This is a genomic window from Herbihabitans rhizosphaerae (assembly GCF_004216555.1).
In the GTDB taxonomy this organism is placed as follows: domain Bacteria; phylum Actinomycetota; class Actinomycetes; order Mycobacteriales; family Pseudonocardiaceae; genus Herbihabitans; species Herbihabitans rhizosphaerae.
Genome location: NZ_SGWQ01000005.1, coordinates 424,993 through 450,447, shown reverse-complemented (window position 1 = coordinate 450,447; position 25,455 = coordinate 424,993). Strand labels below are relative to the sequence as shown.

The window sequence follows — 25,455 nt, the reverse complement described above, 5'->3', positions numbered from 1 at the left end:
ACCAACATCCTCGAACCTGACGACATTCCTGCCGTCGAACTCGCCGCCGCTTATCACGAGCGTTGGGAATACGAAGGCTTGGTCGATGAGATCAAGACACATCAACGCGGTCCCGCGCGAATACTAAGATCGAAATCCCCCGACATGGTGCGACAGGAAGTATGGGCCCTCCTCTTGACTCACTACAGCATCAGAGACCTGATGTGTCGCGCCGCCGACGAAGCCGATGTCGACCCCGACAGACTCTCCTTCATCCGCTCTCTGCGCGTCATCCGCCGCCAGGTCACCGGCCAGGCGGATTTTTCCCCCTAAGACTCTACGGAAAGCACGCGCAGCGACCACAGCAGAAATACTCGAACGAAGAAACAAACGACGACACCGCACCAACCCACGCGCCAAGAAACGACTAACGCACAACGACTACCGAGTCAAGAAACCAACAGAACGCGGCATTCGACATACCGGACCGCCAACCATCAAACTACAGAGACGAGCAGCTTAACTTAGCGGTATTGACCAGAATGGACCGACGCACACCACATCATCCCTTGGATCGACGGCGGAATAACTTCGGCAGAACTCATGACCTTGCTCTGCCGATACCACCACACGATCATTCACCAGCAGGACTGGGAAATCGTCATGCGCAACGGCATCCCGTACTACATCCCGCCCGCGTGGGTCGATCCGCAGCGCAAAGCCATCCGCAACACCATGCACGCGGCTGTGTGCTGCTAGCCGCCGAGGGCTTGGCGGGCACCGGGGTGCAACGGAATCGGGTCGGTGCGGGTGGCGTTCTCGCGCGTGATGTCCTTCGTGGCGGGGTGCACTTTCTCCAACTCTGTCCGCTTGTCGAAGAGCAGCTTGGTGATCGCGCACGCGTTGCCGGCCGGGAAGTTCTCCCGCACCAGCAGCACGTTGGGCACCACGATGGTTGGTGCGTCGGCCGGCAGCTTGTAGGTCGCCGCGGGGATGGATCCCTTGTCGTACACGGGATTGATCTTCTTCAACGCGTCCAGTTGGGGCGTGATATCGATGAACTTCACCCGGGTGCCCATCGACGTGAACAGGTCCGTCAGTTCCGGGGTGGGCAACCCGCCCGACCACACCAGTCCGTCGATCGTGCCCGCCTTCATCCCGTCCACGGTTTGGCGCAACGCCAACCGCTGCGGGGCCAGATCCTTGTCCGCGAGGCCGGCCGCCTGCAGCAACCGGTTCGCGATCACCTCGGTGCCCGAGCGGGGCGATCCGGTCGAGATTCGTTTGCCGCGCATGTCCGCGACGCTGTTGATCCCGCTGTCGGCGCGCACCACGACCTGGGTGTAGTTCGGGTAGATCCGCGCCAGTGCCTGCACTTTCTGCGGGCCTTCGAAGCCCGCTCGACCGGCGACCGCGTCGGCCGCGGTGTCGGCCAGGGAGAAGGCGATGTCGAAGTCGCCTTTGACCAGCTGCTGAATGTTCGTCACTGATGCGCCGGTTTCTGAGGCTTGCGCGCGCAACTTGGTGTTGTCGCTGATCAATTTGGCCAGGCCGCCGCCGACCACGTAGTAGACGCCGCCCGTGTTTCCCGTCGCGATTCCGACTCGGCCGGCGTCGGCCTCGCACGAGCCCGTCGTCTGGCCGGTTTGGCCGGTGTTCGTATTCTCCTGGCGGCCACCGCATCCGGCGGCGGTGGTCAGCGCGACTGCCGCCGCGACGGCCAAGGCGATCTTCTTTCGCACGGCAATTCTCCTTGTCTCACACGGTTTCCCGTGTTCTCGCCTTACCGAGCAGGTGCACCGCTACGGCCACCACGACGAAACCCACACCGATCGCGATCGACACCGGCTGCAGGTACAACAACAGCGCGGCCGCCGGCACGCACAGCGCCCGTTCGGGCCAGCGCGCCGGGCCGAACAGCCAGCCTCCGGTCACCACGGCCAGTGCCGCCACGCCCAGTCCGGACACGGCGGTCACCCACAGAACGTCCATAGTGGACCGTTGCAGCAGCAGCGCCGATCCGTTGTCCGTCAACACGAACGCGATCGGCACCAAGAAAGCAGGCAGCGTGTACTTCCACGTCTGCCACATCGTCTTCATCACCGAACCACCGGTGATCGCCGCCGCCGCGACGGCCGCAAGCGCGGTCGGTGGTGTCACCTCCGACAGCACCGCGTAGTAGAAGATGAACATCGCCCGCTCGGCCGGCTCGACGCCGAGGTCGGCCAGCGCCGGGCCGATCACCACCCACGAGATGATGAAGCTCGCGGTCACTGGCACGGCCAGGCCCAACACGAGCACAGCCACCGCGGAGAACACCACGGTCAGGGTCAGCACCACCGTCGGGTTCGACGAGATCGCGCGTGCCAGGTCGACCAACGCGGTGGTCAGGACCTGACCCAGCCCGCTCTTGGTGATCGTCGAGGTGACCACGCCCGCCGCCGCGCACACCGCGATCACCGGCAGCGCGCTCCGTACACCGACTGCGAGCGCCTTGGCCAGGCCGATCGCCCACTCGCGCACGGCCGTCATCCGATCGGCCGTACCAAGCAACCGTGCGGCGAGCCCGAACGCGGCCGCCACACCGGTCGCGTACACCACCGCGCTGAACGGCGGGATGTCCATCGCCAGGAACACCACGATGATCACCAGCGACAGGAAGTGATAACCCCCGCGCAGCAACAACTTCCACGCGCTCGGACTGTCCACCCTGACCGATCGCGCGCCGAACCGCCGCGCGTCGGCCTCCACCGCCAGCACGATGCCGAGGTAGTACAACAGCGTGGGCACGATCGCCCACAACAACACCGTCAGGTAGTCCGTCTCCAGGTACTCGGCGATGATGAACGCCGCCGCGCCGAGCGTCGGCGGCGACAGGATCGCACCGATCCCGGACGCGGCGAGCAACCCGCCGGCCTGCTCCTTCGGGTACCCGGCCTCGCGCAGCACCGGCCAGGTCACCGCACCCAGGCTGACCGTCGTCGCGGTACTGGAACCGGACACCGTGCCGAGCAGGAAACCCGCCGTCGCCGCCGTACGACCCGGCGCGGTACGACTGCGGCGGAACAGCGCGAAGCTGAAGTCCACGAAGAACTTCCCCGCGCCGGACGCGTCCAGCACCGCGCCGTAGATCGCGAACAGCACGATGTAGGTGGCGGCCACATCCAATGGCACACCGAAGAACCCGCTCTGCTCGTTGTACAGCGCACTGATGATCTCGTCGAAGTCGAACCCGCTGTGCGCGATCGCCCAGCCTTGCGGCAACAACCCGCCGTAATACGAGTAGGCCAGAAAAGCCAGGCACACCAACGGAAGCACGAGCCCGGTGGTGCGTCGCGCCGCCTCCAGTACGAGCACCAGCAGGATCCCGCCGGCCACGGTGTCCATTGTGGACAGATCGGCGACACGGTTCAGGAACTCGTCGTACCCGCCGGAGAACGGCAGCACCGGGTACAGCCCGACGAGCAGCGCCAGCACGGCCAGCACCCAGTCCACCGGGCCGGGATCGTCCCCGTCACCACGGCGACCGCGCGGCCGGTAGCACAGGAACACCAGCGGCAGCGTCAGCCCGAGGAAGATCACCAGATAGAACTGGTTGCCCTTGGCCAGCGGCCAGAACACCTGCTTCAGCACGAGCAGCGCGATGCCCAGCGACACCGCCAGCACGAACAGGTCCCACCGCCGGGACAGCGCGCGGGACGGCCGCTCCTCGTCCTGCGCGGCAACGACCGGTTCGGCTTGGGTCACCGCAAATATGTACTCCATCACATACGCCCGTGACCAGATCACCAAGACGAGCGAGACACCAGCCGGCCCGCTACCGTCGTCGCGCGGCGTCTGACATCAGGAGGAACCACGTGAACCGAGCGGCCATCGCCCTCATCGCAGTGACGATCGGCCTCGGCGGGCTCGCCGCCGGGTGCGGCGACGACTCGAAGGACGCCGGCGCCCCGAGCGGCGACTACTGCACGAAGCTTCCCGACTACTTCAAGGCCCTTGGCGAAACCCTCAAGGGAGACCTCAACGACCCGCAGCGCCTCAGCGGATGGGCGGCGAAGGCCAAGGAGATGGCCGCCGTGGCGCCCGCGAACCTCAAGAGCCAATGGGACTTCGTCGCCGACTACTCACAGCGGATGAACGCCGCCGGTGGCGACATCAGCAAGCTGACCAGGGACGACGTCAAGCGCAACGGCGAGGCGAGCATGGCGATCATCCAGCACGCGCAGAGCGACTGCGGTCTCAAGCCGCAAGGCCAGTAGCCGGTCAGAGCCTCGCCGCGGTCATGTCGTGGCGCACGATCGTCTGGTCGCGGCCAGGCCCGACGCCGATCGCGGAGATCCGCGCGCCGGACAGCTGCTCGATCCGCTCGACGTAGGCGCGCGCGTTGGCCGGCAGCTCCTCGAACGTGCGGCACTCGCTGAGGTCCTCCCACCAGCCCGCCATCTCCTCGTAGATCGGGATGGCGTGGTGCACGTCGGTCTGCGTCATCGGCATCTCGTCGGTGCGGAAGCCGTCCACCTCGTAGCCGACGCAGATCGGCACGGTGTCCAAACCGGACAGCACGTCCAGCTTGGTCAGGAAGTAGTCGGTGATCCCGTTGACCCGCGCGGCGTAGCGGGCGATCACCGCGTCGAACCAGCCGGTGCGCCGGGAGCGTCCGGTGGTCACGCCGAACTCGCCGCCGGCCTTGCGCAGCCGCTCGCCCATCTCGTCGGTCAGCTCGCTGGGGAACGGGCCGGAGCCGACGCGCGTGGTGTACGCCTTGAGGATCCCGATCACGACGTCGATCCGGGTCGGCGCGATGCCGGAACCGGTGGCCGCCCCGCCGGAGGTCGGGTTGGACGAGGTGACGAACGGGTAGGTGCCGTGGTCGACGTCCAGCAGGGTGCCCTGCGAACCCTCCAGCAGCACGGTCTCGCCCTGCTCCAGCGCCTGGTTCAGCAGCAGCCTGGTGTCCGCGATCCGGTGCGCGAACTTCTCGCCCGCGGCGAGCACGGTGTCCACGACCTCGTTGGGGGACAACCCTGTCCGGTTGTACACCTTGGCCAGGATCTGGTTCTTCACCTCGAGCGCCGCCTCCACCTTCTTGCGGAGGATGCTCTCGTCGAGCAGGTCCTGCACGCGCACGCCGACGCGGGCGACCTTGTCCTGGTAGGCGGGCCCGATGCCGCGCCCGGTTGTGCCGATCTTGGCCTTGCCGAGGTACCGCTCGGTTACCTTGTCGATGGCCACGTGGTAAGGCATGATCAAGTGCGCGTCGGCCGAGATGAGCAGCTTGGACGTGTCCACGCCGCGCTCCTCGAGGCCGGCGAGTTCGTCCAGCAGCACGCCGGGATCGACCACCACGCCGTTGCCGATCACGTTGGTGACCGAGGGGGTGAGAATCCCGGAGGGAATGAGGTGCAGGGCGAAGTCCTGACCGTCCGGGAGCACGACGGTGTGGCCGGCGTTGTTACCGCCCTGGTAGCGAACAACCCACTGGACGCGGTCGCCGAGGATGTCGGTGGCCTTGCCCTTTCCCTCGTCACCCCACTGGGCTCCGATGAGCACGATGGCCGGCATGTGAAACTCCCGTGTGGATTGTGCGACGGTCTCGAGCGAAATGCCGGTGACCGAGACTAGACCAGGAGCGTGCGTTGAGTGCACTTGTACTGGCCTGTGGCGACGACCCGGGTGCGGCCGGATTGCGGCTGATCACTGAGCGTGGCGACGTAGAGGTGCGCCGCGTCCCCGCCACACCGGCCAAGGCCGATGTCGATCCGGTGCTCGATGCGCTGGCAGGACGCAGACTCGTGGTCGCCGGGACGGACGCCGACCTGGCCGCCGTGGCACTACGGCTGTTGCGTAACGGGCAGCTCGGTGAGATCTCGGTCGCATTCCTGCCGGCGGCGCGTTCCGGGCCGTCGCGGTCGGCCGTGGCGGCGCTGTGGCGGCTGCCGCAGGAGGACGAGGCGGTCGTGGACCTGGTGCTCGGCGGCGAGCCGGCACCGATGCCGCTGATCCGCGACGACGCGGGCGGGGTGCTGGTCGGGCGAGGATCGATCGAGCACGTGCGCGGCGAGGCGTACTGCGACGACGATCTCGCGCTGCGCGGACGGGCGCGGCGGATCGAGGTGACGCCGGACCCGGCCGGGCGGGACGGGCTGCTGGTGCGGGTGACGAAGTCGAGCTGGTTCTCCCGGCGCACGGAGTCCTTCGCCGGGCGAGCGTTCCAGATCGGGTGCTCGCCGATCCACCCTCACCACGACGGAGTGACACACCCTCGGGCGATGCCACGCTGGACCTGGTACCGCCACACCGAGGACCTGCTCGCCGTCCGGGTGCCGCCCACGGCTTGATCGACGGTCAGCGCCAATTCACGCTCCAACGATCCGCCGGAGATCTTGGACCGTCCGCCGACTGCCCAACAAACGTTGCACCCGTGCGGTGACACTCCCACTTTTGGGCGGTTTTGTTGAAGCGTCATGCCTAAAGACGTGCCACGGAGCCTCGACCTGGAGTCTGACACTGTCCTGTTGCTGTCCGAGGCCGACAGCGCTCTCGGGTACCTCCAGGGTCTGGGCAAGCTGATCCGCGATCCGGACCTGCTGATCGGCCCTTTCCTCACACGCGAGGCGATCGCGAGCACCCGCATCGAAGGCACACGAGCCTCCCTGTCGGACGTGTTCAAGGCAGGCCAAGAGGTTCAGCCCGAGCGCCCGGACGATGTGGAGGAAGTGGTTTGCTACCTCAACGCCAGCCGAAAGGGGCTGGAGCTCATCGAGTCGCTCCCGATCACTCAACGGCTGATCGTGGAAGTGCACAAGGTTCTCATGAGCGGCGTCCGCGGAAGCGAACGCCAGCCAGGCACAATCCGCACCTCGCCCGTCTGGATCGGCACCGGAACACACCGGCTCGAAGACGCTCACTATGTCGCGCCCGCTCCACAACACATCGGCGATCTGCTGACGGACTGGGAGAAATTCGTCAACGAGCCGAGCCGAATACCCGTTCTGGTCCGGTGTGCGCTTATGCACTATCAGTTCGAGACCATTCACCCCTTCCTCGACGGCAACGGCCGGATCGGTCGGCTGCTGGTGGGGCTGATGTTGATCAGCGAGGGCCGACTGACCACGCCGCTTCTCTACCTGTCCGGCTACCTCGAGAACCACCGATCGGAATACTACGAGCGTCTCCAGGCGGTGCGGGAACGCGGCGAGATGCAGGAATGGGTTCGGTTTTTCCTTCGGGCCGTTCGCGATCAAGCCAACGACTCGGTGTCCCGGGCCGAGAAACTGGTCGAACTACGGGAACGGTATCTGGATCAGGCGAGAAGTGACTCGTCGCGTGTTTCCGCTATCGTGCCGCTCATATTTCAGAACCCCTTCATTTCGGTGTCACGGGTAAGCAAGGCCGCCGGCGTCAGCGGACAAGGCGCTCGAAATCTCCTGACAAGGGCCGAGCAGCACGGCTGGCTGTCCAGGATGGGCAAAGCGACCGGCAGAGGTGGGCGGGCTATGTGGCTGGCCCAAGAGGTCTTCTCCGTTATCGACGAGCCCTTCGTGTACGGCATCGAATAGCTCTTGCTCGGCTTGATCGGGCGTGCAAGGTGATTGCCCCGGCGTGAACGTGTCGCCGCCGATGGGCCGGCGCGCGCGTCTACTGGGCGCATGGGAATTCGTTACAGGGCAACGCTTCTCGCGGCCGGTGGAGCCGCGCTGATCGCCACCGGCGTCGTCACGGCCGTGGCACCGTCCGCGTCCGCCGCCGGCGAGGACACGATCTCCGGCGACCGCGCGACCGTGCGCGAGTACCCCGGCCGGCTGGTGCTGGCCAACGCCGTGGCCGGTGACCGGGTGCGGCTGGACGGCAGGTGCGGCGAGTGGGTGCGGGTGCGCGTGTCCACCGGGCACGCGATGGCCACACCGGTCGGCTGGGTCATCCGGGGCAACCTCGCGAAGGCGAGCAAACCCGGCGGCCTGGACGGCGTGCCGGACCGCTGCGGCGACGACCGCGACCGCTGGCGGGACTGGGTGGGCGCGATCAACGCGCCGTTCCACTCGGTGCGCGAGGTGCCAGCAGATGCCTCTGGGGACGGTCGGACCGGCTGGCGGCGGATCGTGTTCGGCACCGGCGTGACGCTGGCACCGGGCGCGGAGTGCACGCCGTCGCTGAACTACACCCGCCGGGACGACGCGCCGGACACGGTGGACCCCGCGCAGCGCGCCGGTGACCTGGACCTGGGCAAGGTCAGCTACCGGTACGTGACCACCGACGGCGCGGTCGCGCTGGTGAGCGCGCCCCGGCCCGGCGCGAGCTACGGCGTCTGGGCGTTCGTGCCGTCGCAATGTGTGCAGCCGAAGGGACGTGACCACGTGTACTTCGACGAGCCGGTGGCGCAGTTGCGCACGCTGAGCGGCTTGAAGGTGGGCACGAGCTACCCGGACGCGGAGATCCGCTCCCGGGGCTGCACCGGCGCGGTGCTGAGCCCGTCGCACCCGAGGTTCGGCTACTGGCCGGATCCGCAGCCGGGGAATCGGCCGGGGTGTCCTAGGTAAAGGTGGGGTTTCCACCACCCTCAGAGTAGGTCTTCACTCATCGTGGGGAGCCGGTGCGCCGGCTACCGTCGACATCAGAAACGCAGTGACACCAACGGTTTCCGCACCGGCCACGAACACATCCCCTCGTCGGCCGGTGCGGGTCGGCCGCGCTCGGGCACCCGTCGCAACGGTGTGCCCAAGTCCGCTCCCCAGTGCGGGCGCGGCCGGTGGGCGGTCGCGCCGCATCCCATCACGGCGCGACCGCCCGCACTGGACCGTCCACAGTCGACAAGGTGGAGATCTCCGCAATGAAACCCAGTAATACCAAGGCTTTTCGGCGCGCCGCGATCGTGACGGCGGCGGGCACGGCGGCCGCCACCGCGTTGGCGATCGCCGTGCCCACCGCGAGCGCCGCGCCCGCGCCTGTGACCGGCCAGGACCGGGGCACGCTGCTCTCAGTCGAGCAGGTCATCGATCTCGATCGCGCACAGGTCACCGACGCGCTGATGAAGCAGAAGATCGACACCAGCCAGGTGCGCTCGTCGGTCACCGGCTACCGGCTCACCTACTCGACAGTGGACCTGGACGGCCGCCCCACCACGGCGACCGGCCTGGTGGTGGTGCCGAACGACAGCGGTCCGAACCTCCAGGTCGTGTCGCAGGCGCACGGCACCCTCAGCGAACGGCATGCCGCACCGTCGTCGGCTCCGACCAGGATCGCCGGCTCGCCGGCCCTGTTCTACGGCTCCGCCGGCCACCTCACGGTCGCGCCGGACTATCTCGGCCTCGGCTCCGGTCCCGGCCCGCACCCGTACATGCACTCACCGACCGAGGTGTCCGCCTCGCTCGACCTGCTCAGGGCTACCCGCGCGTTCGCCGACCGCCACGGGCTCCAGGTGGACCCGGACACCCTGGTCACCGGCTCGTCCCAGGGCGGCAGGGTGGCCACCGCGCTCGGCCGGGAGCTGCGACGCGGCGCCGACCGCTTCTGGCGACTCGGCGCGCTGGCTCCGGTGGCCGGCCCCTACGACATCATCGGCGCGCAGACGCCCGCGATGCTCGACGGCCAGGTGGAAGGCCGCCCGACGGCGTACACCCTCGCGTACTACACGGTGGCGGCCAACCGCAGGCTGCACCTGTGGGACTCGCCGTCCGAGGCGTTCCAGGCCCCGTACGCCGCGAAGGTGGAATCGTGGTTCGACGGCGACCACCCGACCGACCAGATCATCGCGCAGCTGCCGGACGACCCGATGGCCTTGTTCACCCCGAAGTACCAGCAACTCCTGCGGCAGCCCACGGGCAAGCTGGGCGCCGAGATCCGGGCCGGCGACAGGTCGTGCTCGTGGCGCGCGTCGGCCCCGGTTCGGCTCTACACCTCCAGCGGCGACCGGAACGTGGTGCTGGCCAACTCCGAGCACTGCCGTGACGACCTGGCCAAGCGCGGTGCCGACGTGACCATGGTCGACCTCGGTCCCGACGTCACCCACTTCGCCGCCGCAACGGTCGCGCTGCCGCGGATCCTCGACTGGTGGCGCGGGCTGCGATGATCGCGGCATGAGCGAGTACTCCAGCCCGCTGACCGCCGGCCAGGGCGGCGTGATGACCGAGGAGGCCGGAGTGATCACCGGCGATCTCGAGTTGCGCACGGTCAGCACCGGCGACGGCGTGATCACCGCGAAGATCCGCTACCAGGGTGCCGGCGAGTGGTACCGAGTCCGAGGTGGCGCCTGCAAGATCGTGGACGACCGCGATCACGCGGCGGTGCACTCGCTGCTGGTCGGGGTGCTCAATCGCCCGACCGGGTGATCAGGACGACGTGAGTGTGGCCGCCATGACTCGATCATGGCGGCCACACTTCGTTACGCCCGTCGTTCACTTTAAGTCTTCTGGGGGTCACCCGTAAGTATTGATTGATCAACCTCTGTGAGCGATGGTGGTTACCAGCCAACGTGAAACTTCACACGGAGGTAACATGTCAACGTCGGGGAAACGCCGCACGGTCGGCGCCGCGTTATTGATCGCCCTGTTGTCGCTGGTCGCCTTCGCCGTTCCGGCGAACGCCGAGCCGCCGGGAATCCCGAGCACCGAGACCGCCAAGTCGTGGTTGAGCGGCCTCAAGGTCCAGCCGGACGGCTCGATGGACGGCTACGACAGGGAAAAGTTCCCGCACTGGAGCACCGTCTCCGGCTCGTGCGACACGCGTGAGGAGGTGCTCAAGCGCGACGGCGAGAACGTCAACGTCGACTCGTCCTGCAAGGCGACGTCCGGCTCCTGGTACAGCCCCTACGACGGGGAGACCTGGACCCAGACCTCCGATGTGGACATCGACCACGTCGTGGCGCTGGGCAACGCCTGGCGGACCGGTGCGAACTCGTGGACCACGGACAAGCGCGAGCAGTTCGCCAACGACCTGTCCGGCCCGCAGCTGATCGCGGTGACCGACAACGTCAACCAGGCCAAGGGCGACCAGTCGCCGGACACCTGGGTGCCGCCGCGCACCGAGTACCACTGCACCTACGCGAAGCTGTGGATCGGCTCCAAGCACAGGTGGGGCCTGACCATCAACTCCGCGGAGAAGAGCAAGCTCGACTCGATGCTCGGCTCCTGCTGATCGCTCGTCAGACCGAGAACGCCGGCCCCGCAACGGATTCCGTCGCGGGGCCGGCGTCTGTCCCCTACGGACTCTCGCGGGCGCGCACGGCCTCGATGAACGCCTCGGGCAGCGCGGTGGCCCGGTGCTCGGTCGTGTCGGTGTTCACCCAGACGATCTCGCCGATCGACAGCGCGCGGTCCCCGGCCTTGTCGAAGATCGCCAGGTCGAACGTGACGCTGGACCGGCCGAGCCGCGCGGTCCGCACGCCCACCTCGATCTCCTGGTCGAACCGGATCGGCGCGGCGTACTCGACCGTGCTCTTCACGATGTGGAAGTCCGCGCCGTCGGTGCCGCCCAGCCCGTAGGAGTACGGCAGCGCGCGCAGGTACTCGGTGAGCGCGGTGTCGAAGTAGGTCAGGTAGTGCGCGTTGAACACCACGCCCTGACCGTCGATCTCCGAGTAGCGCACCCGGGTCGGCCAGAAGAACCAGAAGTCGGCCCGCTCACTCATCTCAGGCCAATCCGGTCGCCTCGGCCGCCTCCGCGTCGGAGTCGACGAGGAACTGGCGACAGCGCTGCTCCTCCTCCGCGTCGCCGATCCCGGCGGCGGCCCGAGACAGCGCGGCGAGCGCCCGCAGGAACCCCTGGTTGGGCCGGTGCGACCACGGAATCGGGCCGTGGCCCTTCCATCCGGAGCGGCGCAACTGGTCAAGGCCGCGGTGATAGCCGGTGCGCGCGTACGCGTAGGCCGCCACGTTCTCGCCGGCCTCCAGCGAGCGCTCGGCGAGCGTCGCCCACGCCGCGCTGTAGTCCGGCCACTGGGTGGCGATCTTGGCCGGGTCGGTGCCGGCGTCCTCGGCCGCCTGCGGCTCCGGCCGGTCGGGAAGTCGGGTCGGTTCTGGTCCGAGCAGGTTGGTCATACCGCCATCCTGCCTCACCTGCATCATGGTGCCGTGACCACGATTCCCGGCGGACCGGCCGGCCAGTTCGTCGAGTTCTTCCGGCGGCATTGGTCGCGCGGCGCGCCCGGCCTCGACACGCCGAACTGGGTGCTGCTGCTGGCCTACCGCGTCTGGGTGCTCGCGCTGCTGTTCAAGCTGCTCGGCTCGTCGTGGGACATGTCGTGGCACTTCAAGTACCTGCGTGACGATCTCGCGCCGCCGCACCTGGTCAACACGGTCGGCACGGTCACCGTCGTGGTGCTGGTCATGATCCACACCTACACCGGCATGGGCGCGAGCAAGCGGGCGCTGCGGCTGATGCAGGCCGGCACGGCGATCTTCCTGGTCGCCGCGCCGCTGGACGTGCTCAACCATCGGATCAACGGGCTGGACCTGACCGCGTGGAGCCCGTCGCACGCGCTGCTCTACCTGGGTACGGCGATCATGATCCTGGGCGTGATCGACGGCTGGATCGGCCAGGCGCGTCCCGGCCGGGAGAAGACCGCGCTGCTCGGCGTGCTGTGGATCCTGTTCCTGGAGAACGTGCTGTTCTCCAACGGTCAGCAGGAGTACGGCGTGCTCGAACTGCGGTCATGGGACCGGGGTGAGCCCTACGCCGAGCCGAGCCTGCTGCGGTTCGCCGCCGAGCAGATGGGCCGGCCGGTGGACCGCGAGGCGGTGATCGGCTTCGCCCTCCCCATCCACGATTGGGTGTACCCCGTTTGGGGTGTGGTGGCCGGCGGGCTGGTGCTCGTGGCCGCCCGGCACACGCTGGCCCGCGCGTGGGCGGCGACCGCGGTGGCCGGCGCGTACGTGGCGTACCGCGCGCTGATCTGGCCGCTGCTCGTGGCGGCCGACTTCCCGCCGTCGACCGTGCCGTTCTGGATGGTGTTCGTGGGGCTCGCGATCGACCTGGCCCACCGGCGCGGGCTGCCGAGAACGGCGACCGTGCTGCTCGGCGCGACGCTGGCCACCGTGTTCGGCTACGCGGCGCTGTACCTGCAGGACCGGTTGATCGCGGCACCGCCGTCCGCGTACTGGTCCGCGCCGATCGCGCTGGCCCTGCTCGCCGCACTGTGGTGGTCGGCGAAACCGTTGGCACGCCTGGCAAACCGACCGTCCACAGTGGACACCGCGAGTCAGCCGTAGTGCGCGCAGGTCGGCACCGGGCCGGTCGCGCCGGGGAAGGTACCGCTCCAGCGCATCGCCTTGAGCGTCCGCGGACCGTAGACCCCGTCCACCGGAATGCCGTACCTGGACTGCGTCTTCCGCACCGCCTCGGCGGTCTGGCCGCCGTAGATGCCGTCCACCGCCAAGCTGGTGAAGCCGTTGCACTTCTGCAGCGAGATCTGCAGGACCACCACGGCCCAGTTGTGGTAGCCGGTGGTCAGCTTGCAGTTCAGCCCGCCGGTCGGGTGGAACGGCAGTTGCGCGCTCACCCGGTGCGCGAAGCCGATCATCCGCGCCTCGGTGCAGCCGGGCAGCGCGGCGACGTCGACGTCCGCGGCGGCCGACCCGGCGCCGGCCAGCGGCGTCAGCGCGGCGGCCAGAATCGTCGCCGCGACAGTGATTCTTCGGATTCCCATGGCGATCTCCCCTTTCCCTCGGTGACCTGTCACCGCCGAAGGTAGGGCGCCACGCCTATGCGCCGGCTATGCGCGAACCCTCCGAGTGTCCACTTCGGACGGTCTCTGGTCGAGGCCGCGGCTGACGAGCACATTCAACGCCCAGGCGACCACGGCCGCGATCACCCCGCCGAGCGCGTTGTTCAGCATGTCCTGCATCTCGCACACGCCGCGGCCGGTGGCCACCTGCACCGCCTCGATGCCGAACCCGAGCACCACCGCGGCCAGCGCCACGGGGAGGAACCGGCGCACCGCGAGTACGGCGAAGAACGCGAACGGCATCAGCATCACGAAGTTCAGCCGGGCGTAGGAGCTGGACAGCGAGAAGTCGTTGTGCAGGCAGGCGTCCAGCCCTCCGGTGCGCTTGCTGGTGCTCACCCGCGCCAGCGTCACGGTCAGCGCGCCGCCGAGGCTGAACCCGGCCAGCCCGGCGAACACCGGCCGCCAGCGAAAGGCGCGGCCCAGCAGCACGCCGAGCGCCCCGAGCACCAGGCAGCCGCCGATCCCCGCCGCCAGTACGCCCGGCTGCTCGAAGATCCGCTCCGCCAGGTTGATGTCCCGCTCGACATCGGTGACCGTCAGTAGCCCCATGCTGGGGAGACGCGCAGAGTGGCGTCACGTTGCGTCACTAGCGCTAAATAATTCGAATGGCCCAACGGTGGGCACGCCCGGCTGGACGCGCCCACCCTCCGTCACGGCCTCAGCCGGCGAGCATCCGCCCTGCGGACTTGAGGTGCTCGCAGCCCTGCGTCACGCGCGCGGCCATGGCCTGCTCGGCGACCTTGAGGTACGACCGCGGGTCGTAGACCTTCTTGTTGCCGACCTCGCCGTCGATCTTCAACACGCCGTCGTAGTTCTTGAAGAAGTGATCGGCGATCGGGCGGGAGAACGCGTACTGCGTGTCGGTGTCGATGTTCATCTTCACCACGCCGTAGGACAGCGCCTCGTGGATCTCCTCCAGCGCCGAGCCCGAGCCGCCGTGGAACACCAGCTCGAACGGCTTGGACCCGGGCTCGAGCCCCAGCTTCTCGGTGGCCACCTCCTGGCCGCGCTTGAGCACGTCCGGGCGCAGCTTCACGTTGCCCGGCTTGTACACGCCGTGCACGTTGCCGAACGTCGCGGCGAGCAGGTATCGCCCGCGCTCGCCGGCACCCAGCGCGTCCACCGTCTTCAAGTAGTCGCCCTCGGCGGTGTACAGCTTCTCGTTGATCTCGTTGGCGACGCCGTCCTCCTCGCCGCCGACCACGCCGATCTCCACCTCCAGGATGATCTTCGCGGCAGCCGCCTTCTCCAGCAGCTCGGCGGCGATCTTGAGGTTCTCGTCCAGGTCGATGGCCGAGCCGTCCCACATGTGCGACTGGAACAGCGGCGCCTTGCCGGCGTCCACCCGCTCCTGGGAGATCGCGATCAGCGGCCGGACGAACCCGTCCAGCTTGTCCTTGGGGCAGTGATCGGTGTGCAGCGCGATGTTCACCGGGTACTTGTCCGCGACGACGTGCGCGAACTCGGCCAGCGCGACCGACCCGGTGACCATGTCCTTCACCTTGGTGCCGGAAGCGAACTCGGACCCACCAGTGGAAACCTGGATGATCCCGTCGCTCTCCGCCTCGGCGAACCCGCGGAGCGCGGCGTTCAGCGTCTCCGACGAGGTCACGTTGATGGCCGGGTACGCGAACTCGTTCGCCTTGGCCCGGTCCAGCATCTCGGCGTAGACCTCGGGTGTGGCGATTGGCATCGGGTGCTCCTCCTCGCAGGTGCCTTTGGGCGCATCCTACGAGCCGGGACAGTGCCGGAAAACGGGTGCGCCCCGGTAGGGCCGCACGACTACGTTCGAGGTATGACCAAGATCGCTGGCACCGACCTGGACGTGTTCGGTATCAACCTCGGTGGCAACGTGTTCGGCTGGACGGCCGACGAGCGCGAGTCCTTCGCCGTGCTGGACGCCTATGCCGAGGCCGGGGGCAACTTCCTGGACACGGCCGACCAGTACTCGCAGTGGGCGCCGGGCAACTCCGGCGGTGAGTCGGAGACGATCATCGGCCGCTGGCTGGCCGCGCGCGGCGCGCGTGACGACGTGGTGATCGCCACCAAGGTCGGCGGGCGCGACGGGCTGCACGACCTGACCGCCGGCACCATCGCGGCGGCGGCCGACGCGTCGCTGGGCCGGCTCGGGGTGGACACGATCGACCTCTACTACGCGCACTTCGACGATCTCAATACGCCGATCGAGGAGACGCTCGGCGCGTTCGACGCGCTGGTCCGCGCCGGCAAGGTGCGGCACGTCGCGGCGTCCAACCTGTCCGCGGAGCGGCTGGCCGAGTCGCTGTCGATCTCCTCCTCGAATGAGTTCACCCGGTACGTGGCACTGCAGCCGCACTACAACCTGGTCGAGCGTGGCGGGTACGAGAGCCAGTACGCCGACCTGGTGGCGCGGCACGACCTCGCCGTGCTGCCGTACTTCTCGCTGGCCAAGGGGTTCCTCACCGGGAAGTACCGGTCCGCCGGTGACGCGCCGTCGGGTCCGCGTGCCGCCGGCGCGCTGGCGTATCTGGACGAGCGCGGGTCGCGGGTGCTGGCCGCGCTGGACGAGGTGGCCGCCGGGCACTCGGTGAAGCCCGCCGCCGTGGCGCTGGCCTGGCTGCGCGCCCAGCCTGCCGTGGTGGCGCCGATCGTCAGCGCCCGCACGCCCGAGCAGCTCGCCGACCTGCTGCCGGGCGCGACACTCGAGTTGACCGAGGACGAGGTGACCGCACTCAGCACCGCCTCGGACGCGTGAACTCGTTCCTCCTGCTCACCGCCGCCGGGGTGGCCGCCGGTCTGACCGGCACAATCGCCGGCCTGGCGTCCCTGTTCTCCTATCCGGCGCTGCTCGCGACCGGCCTGCCACCAACGGCGGCCAACGTGACCAACACGGTGGCGCTCGCGTTCGGCAGCCTCGGGGTGTTGCCGGGGTCGCGGCGGGAGCTGACCGGTCAGCGGGCGGCGGTGCGGCACCTTGGCGTGGCCTGTGCGGCCGGGGCGGCCGTGGGTGCGGCGCTGGTGCTGGTGCTTCCGCCGGACGTGTTCGAGGTCGTGGTGCCGTTCCTGATCGGCGGCGCGTCGCTGGCGATCCTGCTGTGGCGGCAGCCGGAGACGACCGACGAGCGTGCCGCGCGGCCGTGGCTGACCACTGTCGGGGTATTCGGCACGTCGGTGTACGGCGGGTACTTCGCCGCCGCGTCCGGTGTGCTGGTGCTCGCGCTGCTGCTGGCCACCACCGGCGAGGGGCTGCTGCGGGCGAACGCGCTCAAGAACGTGCTGATGCTGGTGATCGACATCGTGGCGGCGGTCGGGTTCGCCCTGTTCGGCCCGGTGTCCTGGACGGCCGTGCTCCCGCTGGCCATCGGGCTGCTGATCGGGTCGTGGCTGGGCCCGGTGCTCGCACGCCGGCTGCCCACCGGTCTGCTGCGCGTCGCCATCGCGATCGCCGGCCTCGGGCTCGCAGTGAAGCTCGCCGTGGACACGTACTGACCCAACTTCACAGAGACCAGCGGTGTTCGCCGGCTGACGTGTCGATCCACACGGTGTGTTCGCCGTCCGGGTGGACGGTCAGCCCGTACCGGTCCGGCGTGGGCTTGCCGTGGTCGCGCCACCAGGCGTAGGCGTCGTCCACCTCATCCCAGAGTCGGCGGGGGCCGAGCTGGCGAACCTCGAACGAGTCGGCACCCCGGACCATCGCGACTCGCGCCCACGAAGCCGTGCGCGCGTCGTGAAACTCGATCCTTCGGTGATCGACATCGAGGTCCTCGACGGTGACGTAGCAGTACGGCACGCGGAGCCCGATCGTGAAAGCCGCTCGGGGGAAGGCCGTGATCTCGAAGAACTCCTGGCCGCTGCGGGCCGTCGTGGTCGCGTCCGCCTCGGCCTGTTCTTCGGCGGTCGGGTCGAGGAATTGTCGGCGCTGGTGCCGCACCCGCATGAACGCCAGACTCATTCCGCACCTGCCGGACGCCGAGCCGTCCTCGTGCACATCGAGGCGCAGCAGTGCGTCGTATCCGTAGTCGGTGCCCCACGGGGTCACGATCAGGCCGCCGGGCCGGGTCTGGTCGATCCACGGTCGGGGAATCCGCCGGACCGATGCGGTACAGATCACGCGGTCGTATGGGGCGTCGCGCGGGTGGCCCCCGGTGCCGTCCGCCGTCACGACCAGTGGGGCGTGTCCGACACGGACCAACGCATCCCGGGCGTTGTCAGCGACGTCGGGGTCCACCTCGATCGACACGACATGCCCGGCCTCTCCGGCCCGCTCAGACAGGAGAGCGGCGTTCCAGCCGGTGCCGGTGCCGATCTCCAGCACGCGGTGTCCCTCGTGCACCTCCAGCGCGTCAAGCATGGTGGCCACCAGCGACGGCTGACTGCACGAGCTGGACGGCTGCAACCCGAGTCCGCCGGGCGGGGTCTCGCCGTCGTCAACCTGGGTGACGATCGGTTCGTCGGCGTCGATCAGCGCACGCCACCGGGATTCGTCCTCCTCCCGCGACACCGAGACGAACCCGTCCGTGGCGGGGGCGGCCACCCACACCACGGACGGGACGAACTGGTCGCGCGGTACGGAGAGTCGTTCGCGCCAGTCGGTCACAGTGTCGTTTCGCCTCTACTTGTCGTCGCCTTCGTGCTTGTTGCCATCGTCCTTGCTACCCCAGTTCTCCCACTTGTCCGGCTGAGAGTCGCCCTGACCGTCCCGGTCCGCGTCACGCTTGCCCACCCGTCTACCTCCTGTCTCAGGAAGATCGCCCTTCCAGGTTGCCGGAGCACGACAGTGCCGGGAACGGGTGAAGCCCAGCCAAGTTATGCGAGATCGTGACTGGCGTTTGCCCGGGCCAGACCCTGTAGCGGAGGCTGTAAGCATGAAGCTACGTAAGGTGTCCGGTTGTGAGAACGGCACGTGCCCGGCCGTCTATGTCTCGGACCGGGGAACAGCCGTGGTGCAAGGCGATCTCGTGACCACCGCTGAGGGATTGGAGCTGGGAGACGGCGAATCGGCCGTCGAGTTGCCGCCCGACGTGGTGCTGGCGGCGGTGACCGCACTGGCCCGGTCGGGCAGCGCGGAGACGGTACAACGGCTCACGGAGGCTCTGCAGTGCTCCTAGACGGGGAACAGTTCGGCCGGTACCTCACCGGCTACGAACAATCGGCGTGGAGATTCGAGACTCAGCCGACCTACACCATGCCGAACGAGCAGGAGAATCTGCGCCGGTGGCGCACCGGGGAACCCAAGCCCGAGGAGCACAACTCGGCGTGGCACGAGACGGTCCGGTCTCTGGTGGCAGCCGGTAAGACCATCGGTCGCGTCCGCACTGTCCGGCAGCCGCTCACCGAGTACCAGAGGTTCCAGCTTGATTGGGCGGTTCCGGGAAATATTGTGGCCGGTGAGGACATTCGTATCCTTGACCTCACCGAGCTTGACCTCGAGCTGCCTTCGCAAGACTTTTGGCTCTTTGATGAGTCCACGGTGGTCGATCTGAACTTCCGCTCCGACGGAACCCTGATCAACGTGGACAAGATCGAACACCCGGACTTGGACAAGTACCTCAATTGGCGTGACACGGCATTGGCCCACGCTCAACGCTTCAGTGAATGGAATGCTCGAACCTGACAATCGGGAACAAGGTCGCAAGCATCTGGCAGAGGCGCTGAGGGACCTACGCAAAGCGGCTGGCCTGTCCGGCGACAGGCTGGCCGTTCGCGCAGCCATGTCTCAGTCCAAGGTGAGCCGGATCGAATCCGGCAAGGTCTTGCCCACCGTCGTAGACGTCGAGCGCATCGTGAAGGCGCTCGACGTGCCCGCAGAGGTGGCTCACGAACTGCTCTCGCTAGCCCGTGCGGCCAACGTCGACTATGCGTCGTGGCGCTCGTATGCCCGAGTCGGCCTCTGGCGAAAGCAAGCTGAGCTGAAAGCGCTCGCGGAATCATCGTCCGCGGTCCGGCAGTTCCTACCGGCTATCCCCTCTGGACTGATCCAAGCTCCCGAGTACGCTCGCGCGGTCCTCACTCCGACCGTGAAGGGCAACCCTGACCGGGACGTGGAGAAGGCCGTCAGGGCTCGCCTGGACAGTCAAGAAGTCCTCACGGACGAGTCTCGCCGATTCCACTTTCTTCTCACCGAACAAGCGGTTCGGTGGCAGCGCGCCGAGTCGGCCGTCATAGTGAGCCAACTCCGACATATGTCCGCGCTCGTAGACCAGCCGAACCTGGATCTTGCGATCATCCCGAATGGCGTCATGGTCAGTGCCGCACCGCTGAACGTGTTCGTGGTCTACGACGATCGCCTCGTGATAGTCGAACTGTTCTCCGGGGAAGTCGCCCTGCGCGACCCGCAGGACGTCGAATACCACCTCAACTTGTTCGAATACTTTCGCGACCGTGCCGTTTCCGGCGAGCGTGCGAAAATTCTTCTCGATTCGGTTGCCAACGAATTTATGTGAGCACGTGACTTAACCTCGCGCTCGCCACTATCGCGACATAACTTCCCAGTGAGGCGATTCATCTGGGCGGAGCGAGGCGCACACCATGACGAGCACGAGCGGAAAGTGGCCAGTCGAGACATTCTCTCTCGAACTCGATGATCTGCTGTCGGAGCTTCGCCGACGCCATTGGACCCTGATTCGCTGGGGGCCACAGGACGCTCCCTATCTCGTGGCTGCGATCTTCAAATGGCAGATGTGTGCCGATGTGCTCATTTTGCGAGGCGAAACCGCTGCGACCGCCTACCGGGTGCCGACGCTGGACGACGCCGAAATCTTCAGTCCCACGGGCGTCAGCTACCAGTACCACCACTCGCCGCTGTGGGCCCTCCGCTCGATTCTCTCGCTGCCGGCGCCGGGCGCACCCGGCGCTCCGGTCGGCATGGAGACTCCGAAGCAGCCGGAGTGCTCCGTCCCCGAGAACCTGCCGAGACCCGTGGTCGTCCGGCCGCTGTCGCCGTACGCCCGATAGCGCTCACGTCGCAACAGAACTCGCCAGTAGCTTACTGGCGGTAGGTTCAGGTAACGTCCGATCGGCCAGGTGTCGCCGTCGAGGAGGAACCATGGGCCGCAAGCGAAGCGTCAAGGGCAAGGTCGTGCTGGTCACCGGCGCGGCCCGCGGGATCGGCGCCGGAGTCGCCCGTGACCTGGCCAAGAAGGGCGCCAAGGTGGCCCTCGTCGGCCTCGAGCGCGACGAGATGGAGAAGGTCGCGGCCGAGATCGGCGCCGACGCCGGCGTCTGGGAGGCCGACGTCACGAGCTGGGACGACCTGGAGCGCGCGGTCGACGGCGTGGTGCAGCGGTACGGCCGGATCGACGCGGTGGTGGCCAACGCCGGCGTCGCGGCCACCGGTTTCACCCGGTCGATCGACCCGAAGGCATTCGAGCGCGTGATCGAGGTGGATCTGCTCGGCGTGTGGCGGACCGTCCGGGTCACCCTGCCTCACCTGATCGAGAGCAACGGGTACGCCCTGCTCATCTCCTCGCTCGCCGCGATCGTGCACATCCCGGGCAACTCCGCCTACAGCGCGGCCAAGGCCGGCGTCGAGGCGTTCGCCAACAGCCTGCGGGCCGAGGTCAAGCACCTCGGCGTGGACGTCGGCGTGGCACACCCGACCTGGATCGCCACCGACATGGTCAACAGCGCCGACGAGCACCCGGTCTTCGGCCCGCTGCGCAAGGCCGCACCCGGCCTGGCCAGCAAGAAGTACCCGCTGTCGGTCGCCGTGGACCTGATCGTGGCCGGCATCCAGAAACGCTCCCGCGCGGTGCACGTACCCGGCTGGGTCGGCGCGCTCAAACTCGTCCGCTCGTTCATCCCCAGGGTCGTGGAGCTCAACGCCCGCAAGCTGGTGCCGCCCGCGGACAAGGCCGTACTCGAGGACATCGCCAAGCGCGGCTCGGAAGAGTCCAGCCTGGTCGGACCGGGTGCAAGGGCCGCGGCGAAGAGCAAATCGGCGAAGGTGCGCGCGAACTGATGTCGCGGCGCGACCAGATCCAGCTCACCCCGGACGAGGTGCGCGCGCTGCTCGACGAGCAGAAGATCGCCACCATCGCCTCGATCGGGCGCAACGGCCGGCCGCACGTGGTGCCGCTCTGGTTCGTCCCGCACGAGGACGGCGGCATCGCCACCTGGACCTACGCCAAGTCGCAGAAGGTGGCCAACCTGGACCGGCTGCCGCAGGCCACCGTGCTGGTCGAGTCCGGGCAGTCCTACGAGGAGTTGCGCGGCGTCACCATGGAGTGCGACGTCGAGGTCGTGCGCGACATCGAGGAGATCGCCCGGATCGGCACCGCGATGCTGGAGCGGTACACGCCCGACCCGGACGTCGCCACCGCCGCCACCCAGTTCGTGCGGCTGCAGGCGGAGAAGCGGGTCGGCCTGGTGTTCCGCCCGACGTCCACGGTCAGTTGGGATCACTCGAAGCTGGGCGGAACGTACTGACGCCCGTCTGGACCATGGCCGAAAGCGCTCCGAACGGTAAGGTCATCGTGTGGAGCGAGGTGCCGGGAGCAATGTCGAGCAGACGTTGCGCCATCTGCGCGCGGTGGACGGCACCGCGCCGCCGGCACCCGCGACACCGGCCACGCCGCTGACCCTCGAAGACCTCTACCGCACCCACCGGATGCGGCTGGTCCGCATCGCGATGCTGCTGGTCGACGAGCCGGCGACGGCCGAGGACGTGGTGCAGGAGGCGTTCACCGGCCTGCACCGCAACTGGGGCAACCTGCGCGACGCGGCCGCGGCCGTCGGGTACCTGCGCACCGCCGTGGTGAACGGTTCGCGCAGCGTGCTCCGCCGCCGCAAGACCGCCCGCGACTACACCCCGCCGCACCCCACCAACGCCCGCTCGGCGGAGAGCCTTGCCATGCTGACCGCCGAACACCAGGCAGTGGTGAAGGCGTTGTCCCAACTCCCGCCGCGACAGCGCGAGGTGCTCGTGCTGCGCTACTACGGCGACCTGACCGAGGCGGAGATCGCCGACACCGCAGGGATCTCCAAGGGCACGGTGAAGTCCACGGCCAGCCGGGCACTCGACGCGCTGCAGAAGATCATGGCCGGGGGCGGCCAGTGACCGGTGCCGTGATCACCGGCGGCCGTGTCGTGACGCCGTCCGGTGTGCTCGATCCAGGCTGGGTCGCCGTCGAGGACGGCCGGATCACCGGCGTGGGCGACGGCGAGCCGTCGTCCGGCCCGCGCACCGACGTGTCCGGCCGCTGGGTGGTGCCCGGGTTCGTGGACATTCACTGCCACGGCGGGGGCGGGGTCGCGTTCACCTCACCCGATCAGGAGACCGTGGCCCGGATCGTGGCCACCCATCGCGCGCACGGCACCACCACGATGCTGGCCAGCCTGGTGTCCCGACCGATTCCCGAGCTGGTCGAGCAGGTCGCCGCACTCGCGGATCTGGTCACCGAGGGTCACCTCGCCGGGGTGCACCTGGAGGGGCCGTTCCTGTCCGCGGCCCGCTGCGGCGCGCACGACCCGGCCATCCTGCGGCCGCCGGACGCCGACTCCGTGGACGCGCTGCTCACCGCGGGCCGGGGCGCGATCAGCATGGTCACGATCGCGCCCGAGCTGGACGGCGCGGTGGACGCGGTCCGCACGCTGGCCGACGCCGGGGTGATCGCCGCGGTCGGCCACACCGACGCGACGGCCGAGGCGGTGCTGCCCGCGATCGACGCCGGCGCGACGGTCGCCACGCACCTGTTCAACGGGATGCGCCCGCTGCACCACCGCGAGCCGGGCCCGATCGGCGCGCTGCTGGACGACGAGCGGGTGAGCGTCGAGCTGATCGTCGACCTCGCGCACCTGCATCCGACCGTCGTGCACCTGGCCGGCCGGCACGCCGGCCAGCAGCGCACGGTCCTGGTCACCGACGCGATCGCCGCGGCCGGAGCGGGCGACGGCGAGTACCGGATCGGCGGGCTGGACGTGATCGTGCGCGACGGCGTGCCGACGCTGGCCGGTGGATCGTCGCTGGCCGGCAGCACGCTCACGATGGACGCCGCGTTCCGCAACTTCGTGCGGCGCTGCGGGTTCTCCGTGCTGGACGCGGTGCACGCGACCGCGATCCGGCCGGCCGCGCTGCTCGGCCTTGGCAAGGAGACCGGCTCGCTGGCGCGCGGGCTGGCCGCCGACCTCGTGGTGCTGGACGACGAGCTGCGAGTCGACGCCGTGATGCGCCAGGGCGAGTGGCTGCCCGACTGATCGTCACCCGGTGCGCGCGCCGGTCGGCTACCGTCGAGACATGAGCACGGGCAAGGATCCCGAGCGGCTGCTGACCGAGGCGCTCCGCGCGCAGGCCGCCCAGACTTCGCCGCCCGTCACTCCTCGTGACGACGAGGACACCGTCGAGGCCCGCCCCGTCGACGCGGTGACCGAGAACGTCGACGTCCCGGCGCGGCCCAGCGACGGCGTGTTCAGCGGCTACGACTACGGCCTGATCTCCGGCAGCGATCTCGGCCGCCGGCTGCGCGCCCAGGCCGCCGAGCAGACCACCCCGACCGGGTCGGACGAGCCGACCGCCAGGGTCGAGCCGGAGCCGAAGCTCAACGCCGGCGTGATCCTGCTGCTCGCGCTGGTCCTGGGCCTGGCCGCCGGCTCGGTGATCGGCCTGCTGACGCTGCTCTGAGTCACCAGTAGGCCACGGCAACCAGTTGCGGGCCTGCCTGTACCGTGTTAAAGCGTGACGGTCGCGCTCACCCAAAACCTTGCCCTGCTGCCCGATTGGCTGAAGCCGGAGAACATTCTCGACGGCCTCGGACCCTACGTGCTGCTCGGGCTGTGCCTGATCATCTTCGCCGAGTGCGGCCTGCTGCTGGGCTTCTTCCTGCCCGGTGACTCGCTGCTGTTCACCGCGGGCCTGTTCGCCTCGACCGGCGCGATCGACACGCCGGTGTGGCTGGTCGCGGTCACACTCACGGTCTGCGCGTTCCTCGGCAACGTGGTCGGCTACTGGATCGGCTACAAGGTCGGGCCGAAGATGTTCAGCAAGCCCGACTCGAAGCTGTTCAAGCGCGAGTACGTGGACAAGACGCACGAGTTCTTCGAGAAGTACGGCGCGCGGGCGATCATCCTGGCCCGGTTCGTGCCGATCGTGCGCACGTTCATCACCGCGGTGGCCGGCGTCGGCCAGATGGACCGCCGCAAGTACTTCACCTACTCCGCGATCGGCGGCGTGGCGTGGGTCGTCGGCCTGGTCGTGCTCGGCGCGCTGCTCGGCAACATCGAGTGGGTGCGGACCAACATCGAGACGGTGATCATCATCATCGTGCTCGTCTCGATCATCCCGATCGTGATCGAGTACGTGAAGGCGCGCCGCGAGCGCAAGAGCGCCCAACAGCAGCAGGACCCCGCCTGAGGCACGCCGTGACCGATGACGTGAGCCGGGAGGACGCCGACCGCGCCAAGATCGGTGCGTGGCTGGTCGGCGGCACCGCGGGCCTGGCGTTCGTGCTGCAGATTCTCACCGACGGCGGCGCGCGCGTGCTGGTCGCGGTGCTGGCGACCGTGGCGATCCTGGTGGGCGCGTGGCTGCGCAGCCGGTCGATCGGGATGCCGACGGTCAAGCAGTGGATCTTCGGTGTCGTCTCGCTGGCCGCCAACGCCGGGTTCGCCCTGTCACTGGGCAACGCGCTGGTCGCGCTGATCGTCACGACGGCGTTGTGCCTGTTCAGCGCGGCCGGCAACCTGATCGGCTGGGACGAGGAGGGCGATATCCGCCCCCGCATGTTCATGCGCCGACGCGCCTAGCGATCAGTTATCCACAGATCGCGGCGCTCCGCTTGACA

General features: G+C 68.4%; 31 protein-coding genes and 1 pseudogene. 23 read left to right on the top strand and 9 right to left on the bottom strand.

Going from position 1 to position 25,455, the window contains the following annotated elements; all coding sequences use genetic code 11:
* Positions 1-312, top strand: a pseudogene (locus EV193_RS18335) (IS4 family transposase); the annotation flags it as partial.
* A gap of 270 nt (positions 313-582) precedes the next feature.
* Entirely contained in the window at positions 583-738 is a 156-nt protein-coding gene (locus EV193_RS33385) for a hypothetical protein (protein WP_165401397.1), read from the top strand.
* On the opposite strand, the gene EV193_RS18325 is transcribed toward EV193_RS33385, so the two are convergent.
* Both EV193_RS18325 and EV193_RS18320 read right to left on the bottom strand, forming a co-directional pair.
* Positions 735-1,721 carry a TAXI family TRAP transporter solute-binding subunit gene (locus tag EV193_RS18325; RefSeq protein WP_207222689.1) on the bottom strand — a complete coding sequence of 329 codons (987 nt, stop codon included), beginning with the start codon at positions 1,719-1,721 and terminating at the stop codon, positions 735-737. The genes EV193_RS33385 and EV193_RS18325 overlap by 4 nt on opposite strands.
* 16 nt (positions 1,722-1,737) lie before the next feature.
* Positions 1,738-3,726: a TRAP transporter permease gene (locus EV193_RS18320; RefSeq protein WP_242613476.1), complete on the bottom strand. Its 1,989-nt coding sequence runs from the start codon at positions 3,724-3,726 to the stop codon at positions 1,738-1,740.
* Positions 3,727-3,836: 110 nt separating this feature from the next.
* On the opposite strand from EV193_RS18320, the gene EV193_RS18315 reads away from it, so the two are divergent.
* Positions 3,837-4,238, top strand: a complete 402-nt coding sequence (locus tag EV193_RS18315; RefSeq protein WP_130345331.1) for a hypothetical protein — start codon at positions 3,837-3,839, stop codon at positions 4,236-4,238.
* A 4-nt stretch (positions 4,239-4,242) separates the two neighbouring features.
* Here the strand turns inward: EV193_RS18315 and EV193_RS18310 are convergent, their stop codons facing one another.
* Positions 4,243-5,541 (bottom strand): adenylosuccinate synthase, encoded by a 1,299-nt coding sequence (locus EV193_RS18310; RefSeq protein WP_130345330.1) that lies wholly within the window; start codon positions 5,539-5,541, stop codon positions 4,243-4,245.
* A gap of 74 nt (positions 5,542-5,615) precedes the next feature.
* Between EV193_RS18310 and EV193_RS18305 the strand changes: the two genes are divergently transcribed.
* The 6 genes from EV193_RS18305 (at position 5,616) to EV193_RS18280 (ending at position 11,109) form a co-directional block, all read left to right on the top strand.
* Entirely contained in the window at positions 5,616-6,317 is a 702-nt protein-coding gene (locus EV193_RS18305; protein WP_130345329.1) for a hypothetical protein, read from the top strand.
* A gap of 177 nt (positions 6,318-6,494) precedes the next feature.
* A complete protein-coding gene (locus tag EV193_RS18300; protein WP_165401396.1) occupies positions 6,495-7,538 on the top strand; it encodes a Fic family protein in 1,044 nt (347 codons plus the stop codon).
* Between the two features lie 90 nt (positions 7,539-7,628).
* A complete protein-coding gene (locus EV193_RS18295; RefSeq protein ID WP_130345327.1) occupies positions 7,629-8,516 on the top strand; it encodes an SH3 domain-containing protein in 888 nt (295 codons plus the stop codon).
* Between the two features lie 275 nt (positions 8,517-8,791).
* Positions 8,792-10,045 (top strand): alpha/beta hydrolase, encoded by a 1,254-nt coding sequence (locus EV193_RS18290; RefSeq protein ID WP_130345326.1) that lies wholly within the window; start codon positions 8,792-8,794, stop codon positions 10,043-10,045.
* Positions 10,046-10,052: 7 nt separating this feature from the next.
* On the top strand, positions 10,053-10,304 hold the full coding sequence (locus tag EV193_RS18285; protein WP_130345325.1) for a hypothetical protein: 252 nt from the start codon (positions 10,053-10,055) through the stop codon (positions 10,302-10,304).
* A gap of 166 nt (positions 10,305-10,470) precedes the next feature.
* Positions 10,471-11,109, top strand: a complete 639-nt coding sequence (locus EV193_RS18280; protein ID WP_130345324.1) for an HNH endonuclease family protein — start codon at positions 10,471-10,473, stop codon at positions 11,107-11,109.
* Positions 11,110-11,173: 64 nt separating this feature from the next.
* Here the strand turns inward: EV193_RS18280 and EV193_RS18275 are convergent, their stop codons facing one another.
* A complete protein-coding gene (locus EV193_RS18275; protein ID WP_130345323.1) occupies positions 11,174-11,602 on the bottom strand; it encodes an acyl-CoA thioesterase in 429 nt (142 codons plus the stop codon).
* A gap of 1 nt (position 11,603) precedes the next feature.
* Positions 11,604-12,011, bottom strand: coding sequence for a DUF3151 domain-containing protein (locus tag EV193_RS18270; protein WP_130345322.1), 408 nt, complete (start codon positions 12,009-12,011; stop codon positions 11,604-11,606).
* A gap of 33 nt (positions 12,012-12,044) precedes the next feature.
* Between EV193_RS18270 and EV193_RS18265 the strand changes: the two genes are divergently transcribed.
* Positions 12,045-13,181, top strand: a complete 1,137-nt coding sequence (locus tag EV193_RS18265; protein WP_242613475.1) for a hypothetical protein — start codon at positions 12,045-12,047, stop codon at positions 13,179-13,181.
* Here EV193_RS18265 and EV193_RS18260 read toward each other — a convergent pair.
* The 3 genes from EV193_RS18260 to fbaA all read right to left on the bottom strand — a co-directional run bounded on the left by EV193_RS18260 (position 13,172) and on the right by fbaA (position 15,392).
* Positions 13,172-13,618: a peptidoglycan-binding domain-containing protein gene (locus EV193_RS18260; protein ID WP_130345321.1), complete on the bottom strand. Its 447-nt coding sequence runs from the start codon at positions 13,616-13,618 to the stop codon at positions 13,172-13,174. The genes EV193_RS18265 and EV193_RS18260 overlap by 10 nt on opposite strands.
* A 66-nt stretch (positions 13,619-13,684) precedes the next feature.
* Entirely contained in the window at positions 13,685-14,248 is a 564-nt protein-coding gene (locus tag EV193_RS18255; RefSeq protein ID WP_130345320.1) for a VanZ family protein, read from the bottom strand.
* 109 nt (positions 14,249-14,357) lie between these two features.
* The gene (gene fbaA / locus EV193_RS18250; protein WP_130345319.1) at positions 14,358-15,392 is read right to left on the bottom strand and encodes a class II fructose-bisphosphate aldolase; all 1,035 of its coding nucleotides are present in this window, start codon (positions 15,390-15,392) and stop codon (positions 14,358-14,360) included.
* A gap of 102 nt (positions 15,393-15,494) precedes the next feature.
* Between fbaA and EV193_RS18245 the strand changes: the two genes are divergently transcribed.
* Together EV193_RS18245 and EV193_RS18240 are read left to right on the top strand one after the other, a co-directional pair.
* On the top strand, positions 15,495-16,433 hold the full coding sequence (locus EV193_RS18245) for an aldo/keto reductase (protein ID WP_130345318.1): 939 nt from the start codon (positions 15,495-15,497) through the stop codon (positions 16,431-16,433).
* On the top strand, positions 16,430-17,167 hold the full coding sequence (locus tag EV193_RS18240; RefSeq protein ID WP_130345317.1) for a sulfite exporter TauE/SafE family protein: 738 nt from the start codon (positions 16,430-16,432) through the stop codon (positions 17,165-17,167). Before EV193_RS18245 ends, EV193_RS18240 begins: the two co-directional genes overlap by 4 nt.
* 7 nt (positions 17,168-17,174) lie before the next feature.
* Here EV193_RS18240 and EV193_RS18235 read toward each other — a convergent pair whose 3' ends face one another.
* Complete coding sequence (locus EV193_RS18235; RefSeq protein ID WP_130345316.1) at positions 17,175-18,275, bottom strand: methyltransferase domain-containing protein; 1,101 nt, start codon at positions 18,273-18,275, stop codon at positions 17,175-17,177.
* A gap of 268 nt (positions 18,276-18,543) precedes the next feature.
* Between EV193_RS18235 and EV193_RS18230 the strand changes: the two genes are divergently transcribed.
* The 11 genes from EV193_RS18230 to EV193_RS18180 all read left to right on the top strand — a co-directional run bounded on the left by EV193_RS18230 (position 18,544) and on the right by EV193_RS18180 (position 25,417).
* A complete protein-coding gene (locus EV193_RS18230) occupies positions 18,544-18,786 on the top strand; it encodes a hypothetical protein (RefSeq protein WP_130345315.1) in 243 nt (80 codons plus the stop codon).
* Complete coding sequence (locus tag EV193_RS18225) at positions 18,777-19,292, top strand: DUF6879 family protein (RefSeq protein ID WP_130345314.1); 516 nt, start codon at positions 18,777-18,779, stop codon at positions 19,290-19,292. The genes EV193_RS18230 and EV193_RS18225 overlap by 10 nt, the downstream gene beginning before the upstream one ends.
* The gene (locus EV193_RS18220; protein WP_130345313.1) at positions 19,279-20,121 is read left to right on the top strand and encodes a helix-turn-helix domain-containing protein; all 843 of its coding nucleotides are present in this window, start codon (positions 19,279-19,281) and stop codon (positions 20,119-20,121) included. The genes EV193_RS18225 and EV193_RS18220 overlap by 14 nt, the downstream gene beginning before the upstream one ends.
* An 85-nt stretch (positions 20,122-20,206) precedes the next feature.
* Positions 20,207-20,632 carry a hypothetical protein gene (locus tag EV193_RS18215; protein ID WP_130345312.1) on the top strand — a complete coding sequence of 142 codons (426 nt, stop codon included), beginning with the start codon at positions 20,207-20,209 and terminating at the stop codon, positions 20,630-20,632.
* A 91-nt stretch (positions 20,633-20,723) separates the two neighbouring features.
* Positions 20,724-21,638 carry a short-chain dehydrogenase/reductase gene (locus EV193_RS18210; RefSeq protein ID WP_130345311.1) on the top strand — a complete coding sequence of 305 codons (915 nt, stop codon included), beginning with the start codon at positions 20,724-20,726 and terminating at the stop codon, positions 21,636-21,638.
* A complete protein-coding gene (locus tag EV193_RS18205; RefSeq protein WP_130345310.1) occupies positions 21,638-22,105 on the top strand; it encodes a pyridoxamine 5'-phosphate oxidase family protein in 468 nt (155 codons plus the stop codon). The genes EV193_RS18210 and EV193_RS18205 overlap by 1 nt, the downstream gene beginning before the upstream one ends.
* A gap of 49 nt (positions 22,106-22,154) precedes the next feature.
* Positions 22,155-22,736, top strand: a complete 582-nt coding sequence (locus EV193_RS18200) for a SigE family RNA polymerase sigma factor (protein ID WP_130345309.1) — start codon at positions 22,155-22,157, stop codon at positions 22,734-22,736.
* A complete protein-coding gene (gene nagA / locus EV193_RS18195; protein ID WP_242613474.1) occupies positions 22,733-23,872 on the top strand; it encodes an N-acetylglucosamine-6-phosphate deacetylase in 1,140 nt (379 codons plus the stop codon). Before EV193_RS18200 ends, nagA begins: the two co-directional genes overlap by 4 nt.
* 40 nt (positions 23,873-23,912) lie before the next feature.
* Entirely contained in the window at positions 23,913-24,296 is a 384-nt protein-coding gene (locus EV193_RS18190; protein WP_130345308.1) for a hypothetical protein, read from the top strand.
* A gap of 54 nt (positions 24,297-24,350) precedes the next feature.
* Positions 24,351-25,025 carry a DedA family protein gene (locus tag EV193_RS18185; protein WP_130345307.1) on the top strand — a complete coding sequence of 225 codons (675 nt, stop codon included), beginning with the start codon at positions 24,351-24,353 and terminating at the stop codon, positions 25,023-25,025.
* 8 nt (positions 25,026-25,033) lie between these two features.
* Positions 25,034-25,417: a hypothetical protein gene (locus EV193_RS18180; RefSeq protein ID WP_130345306.1), complete on the top strand. Its 384-nt coding sequence runs from the start codon at positions 25,034-25,036 to the stop codon at positions 25,415-25,417.
* The last annotated feature ends 38 nt before the right edge of the window (positions 25,418-25,455 follow it).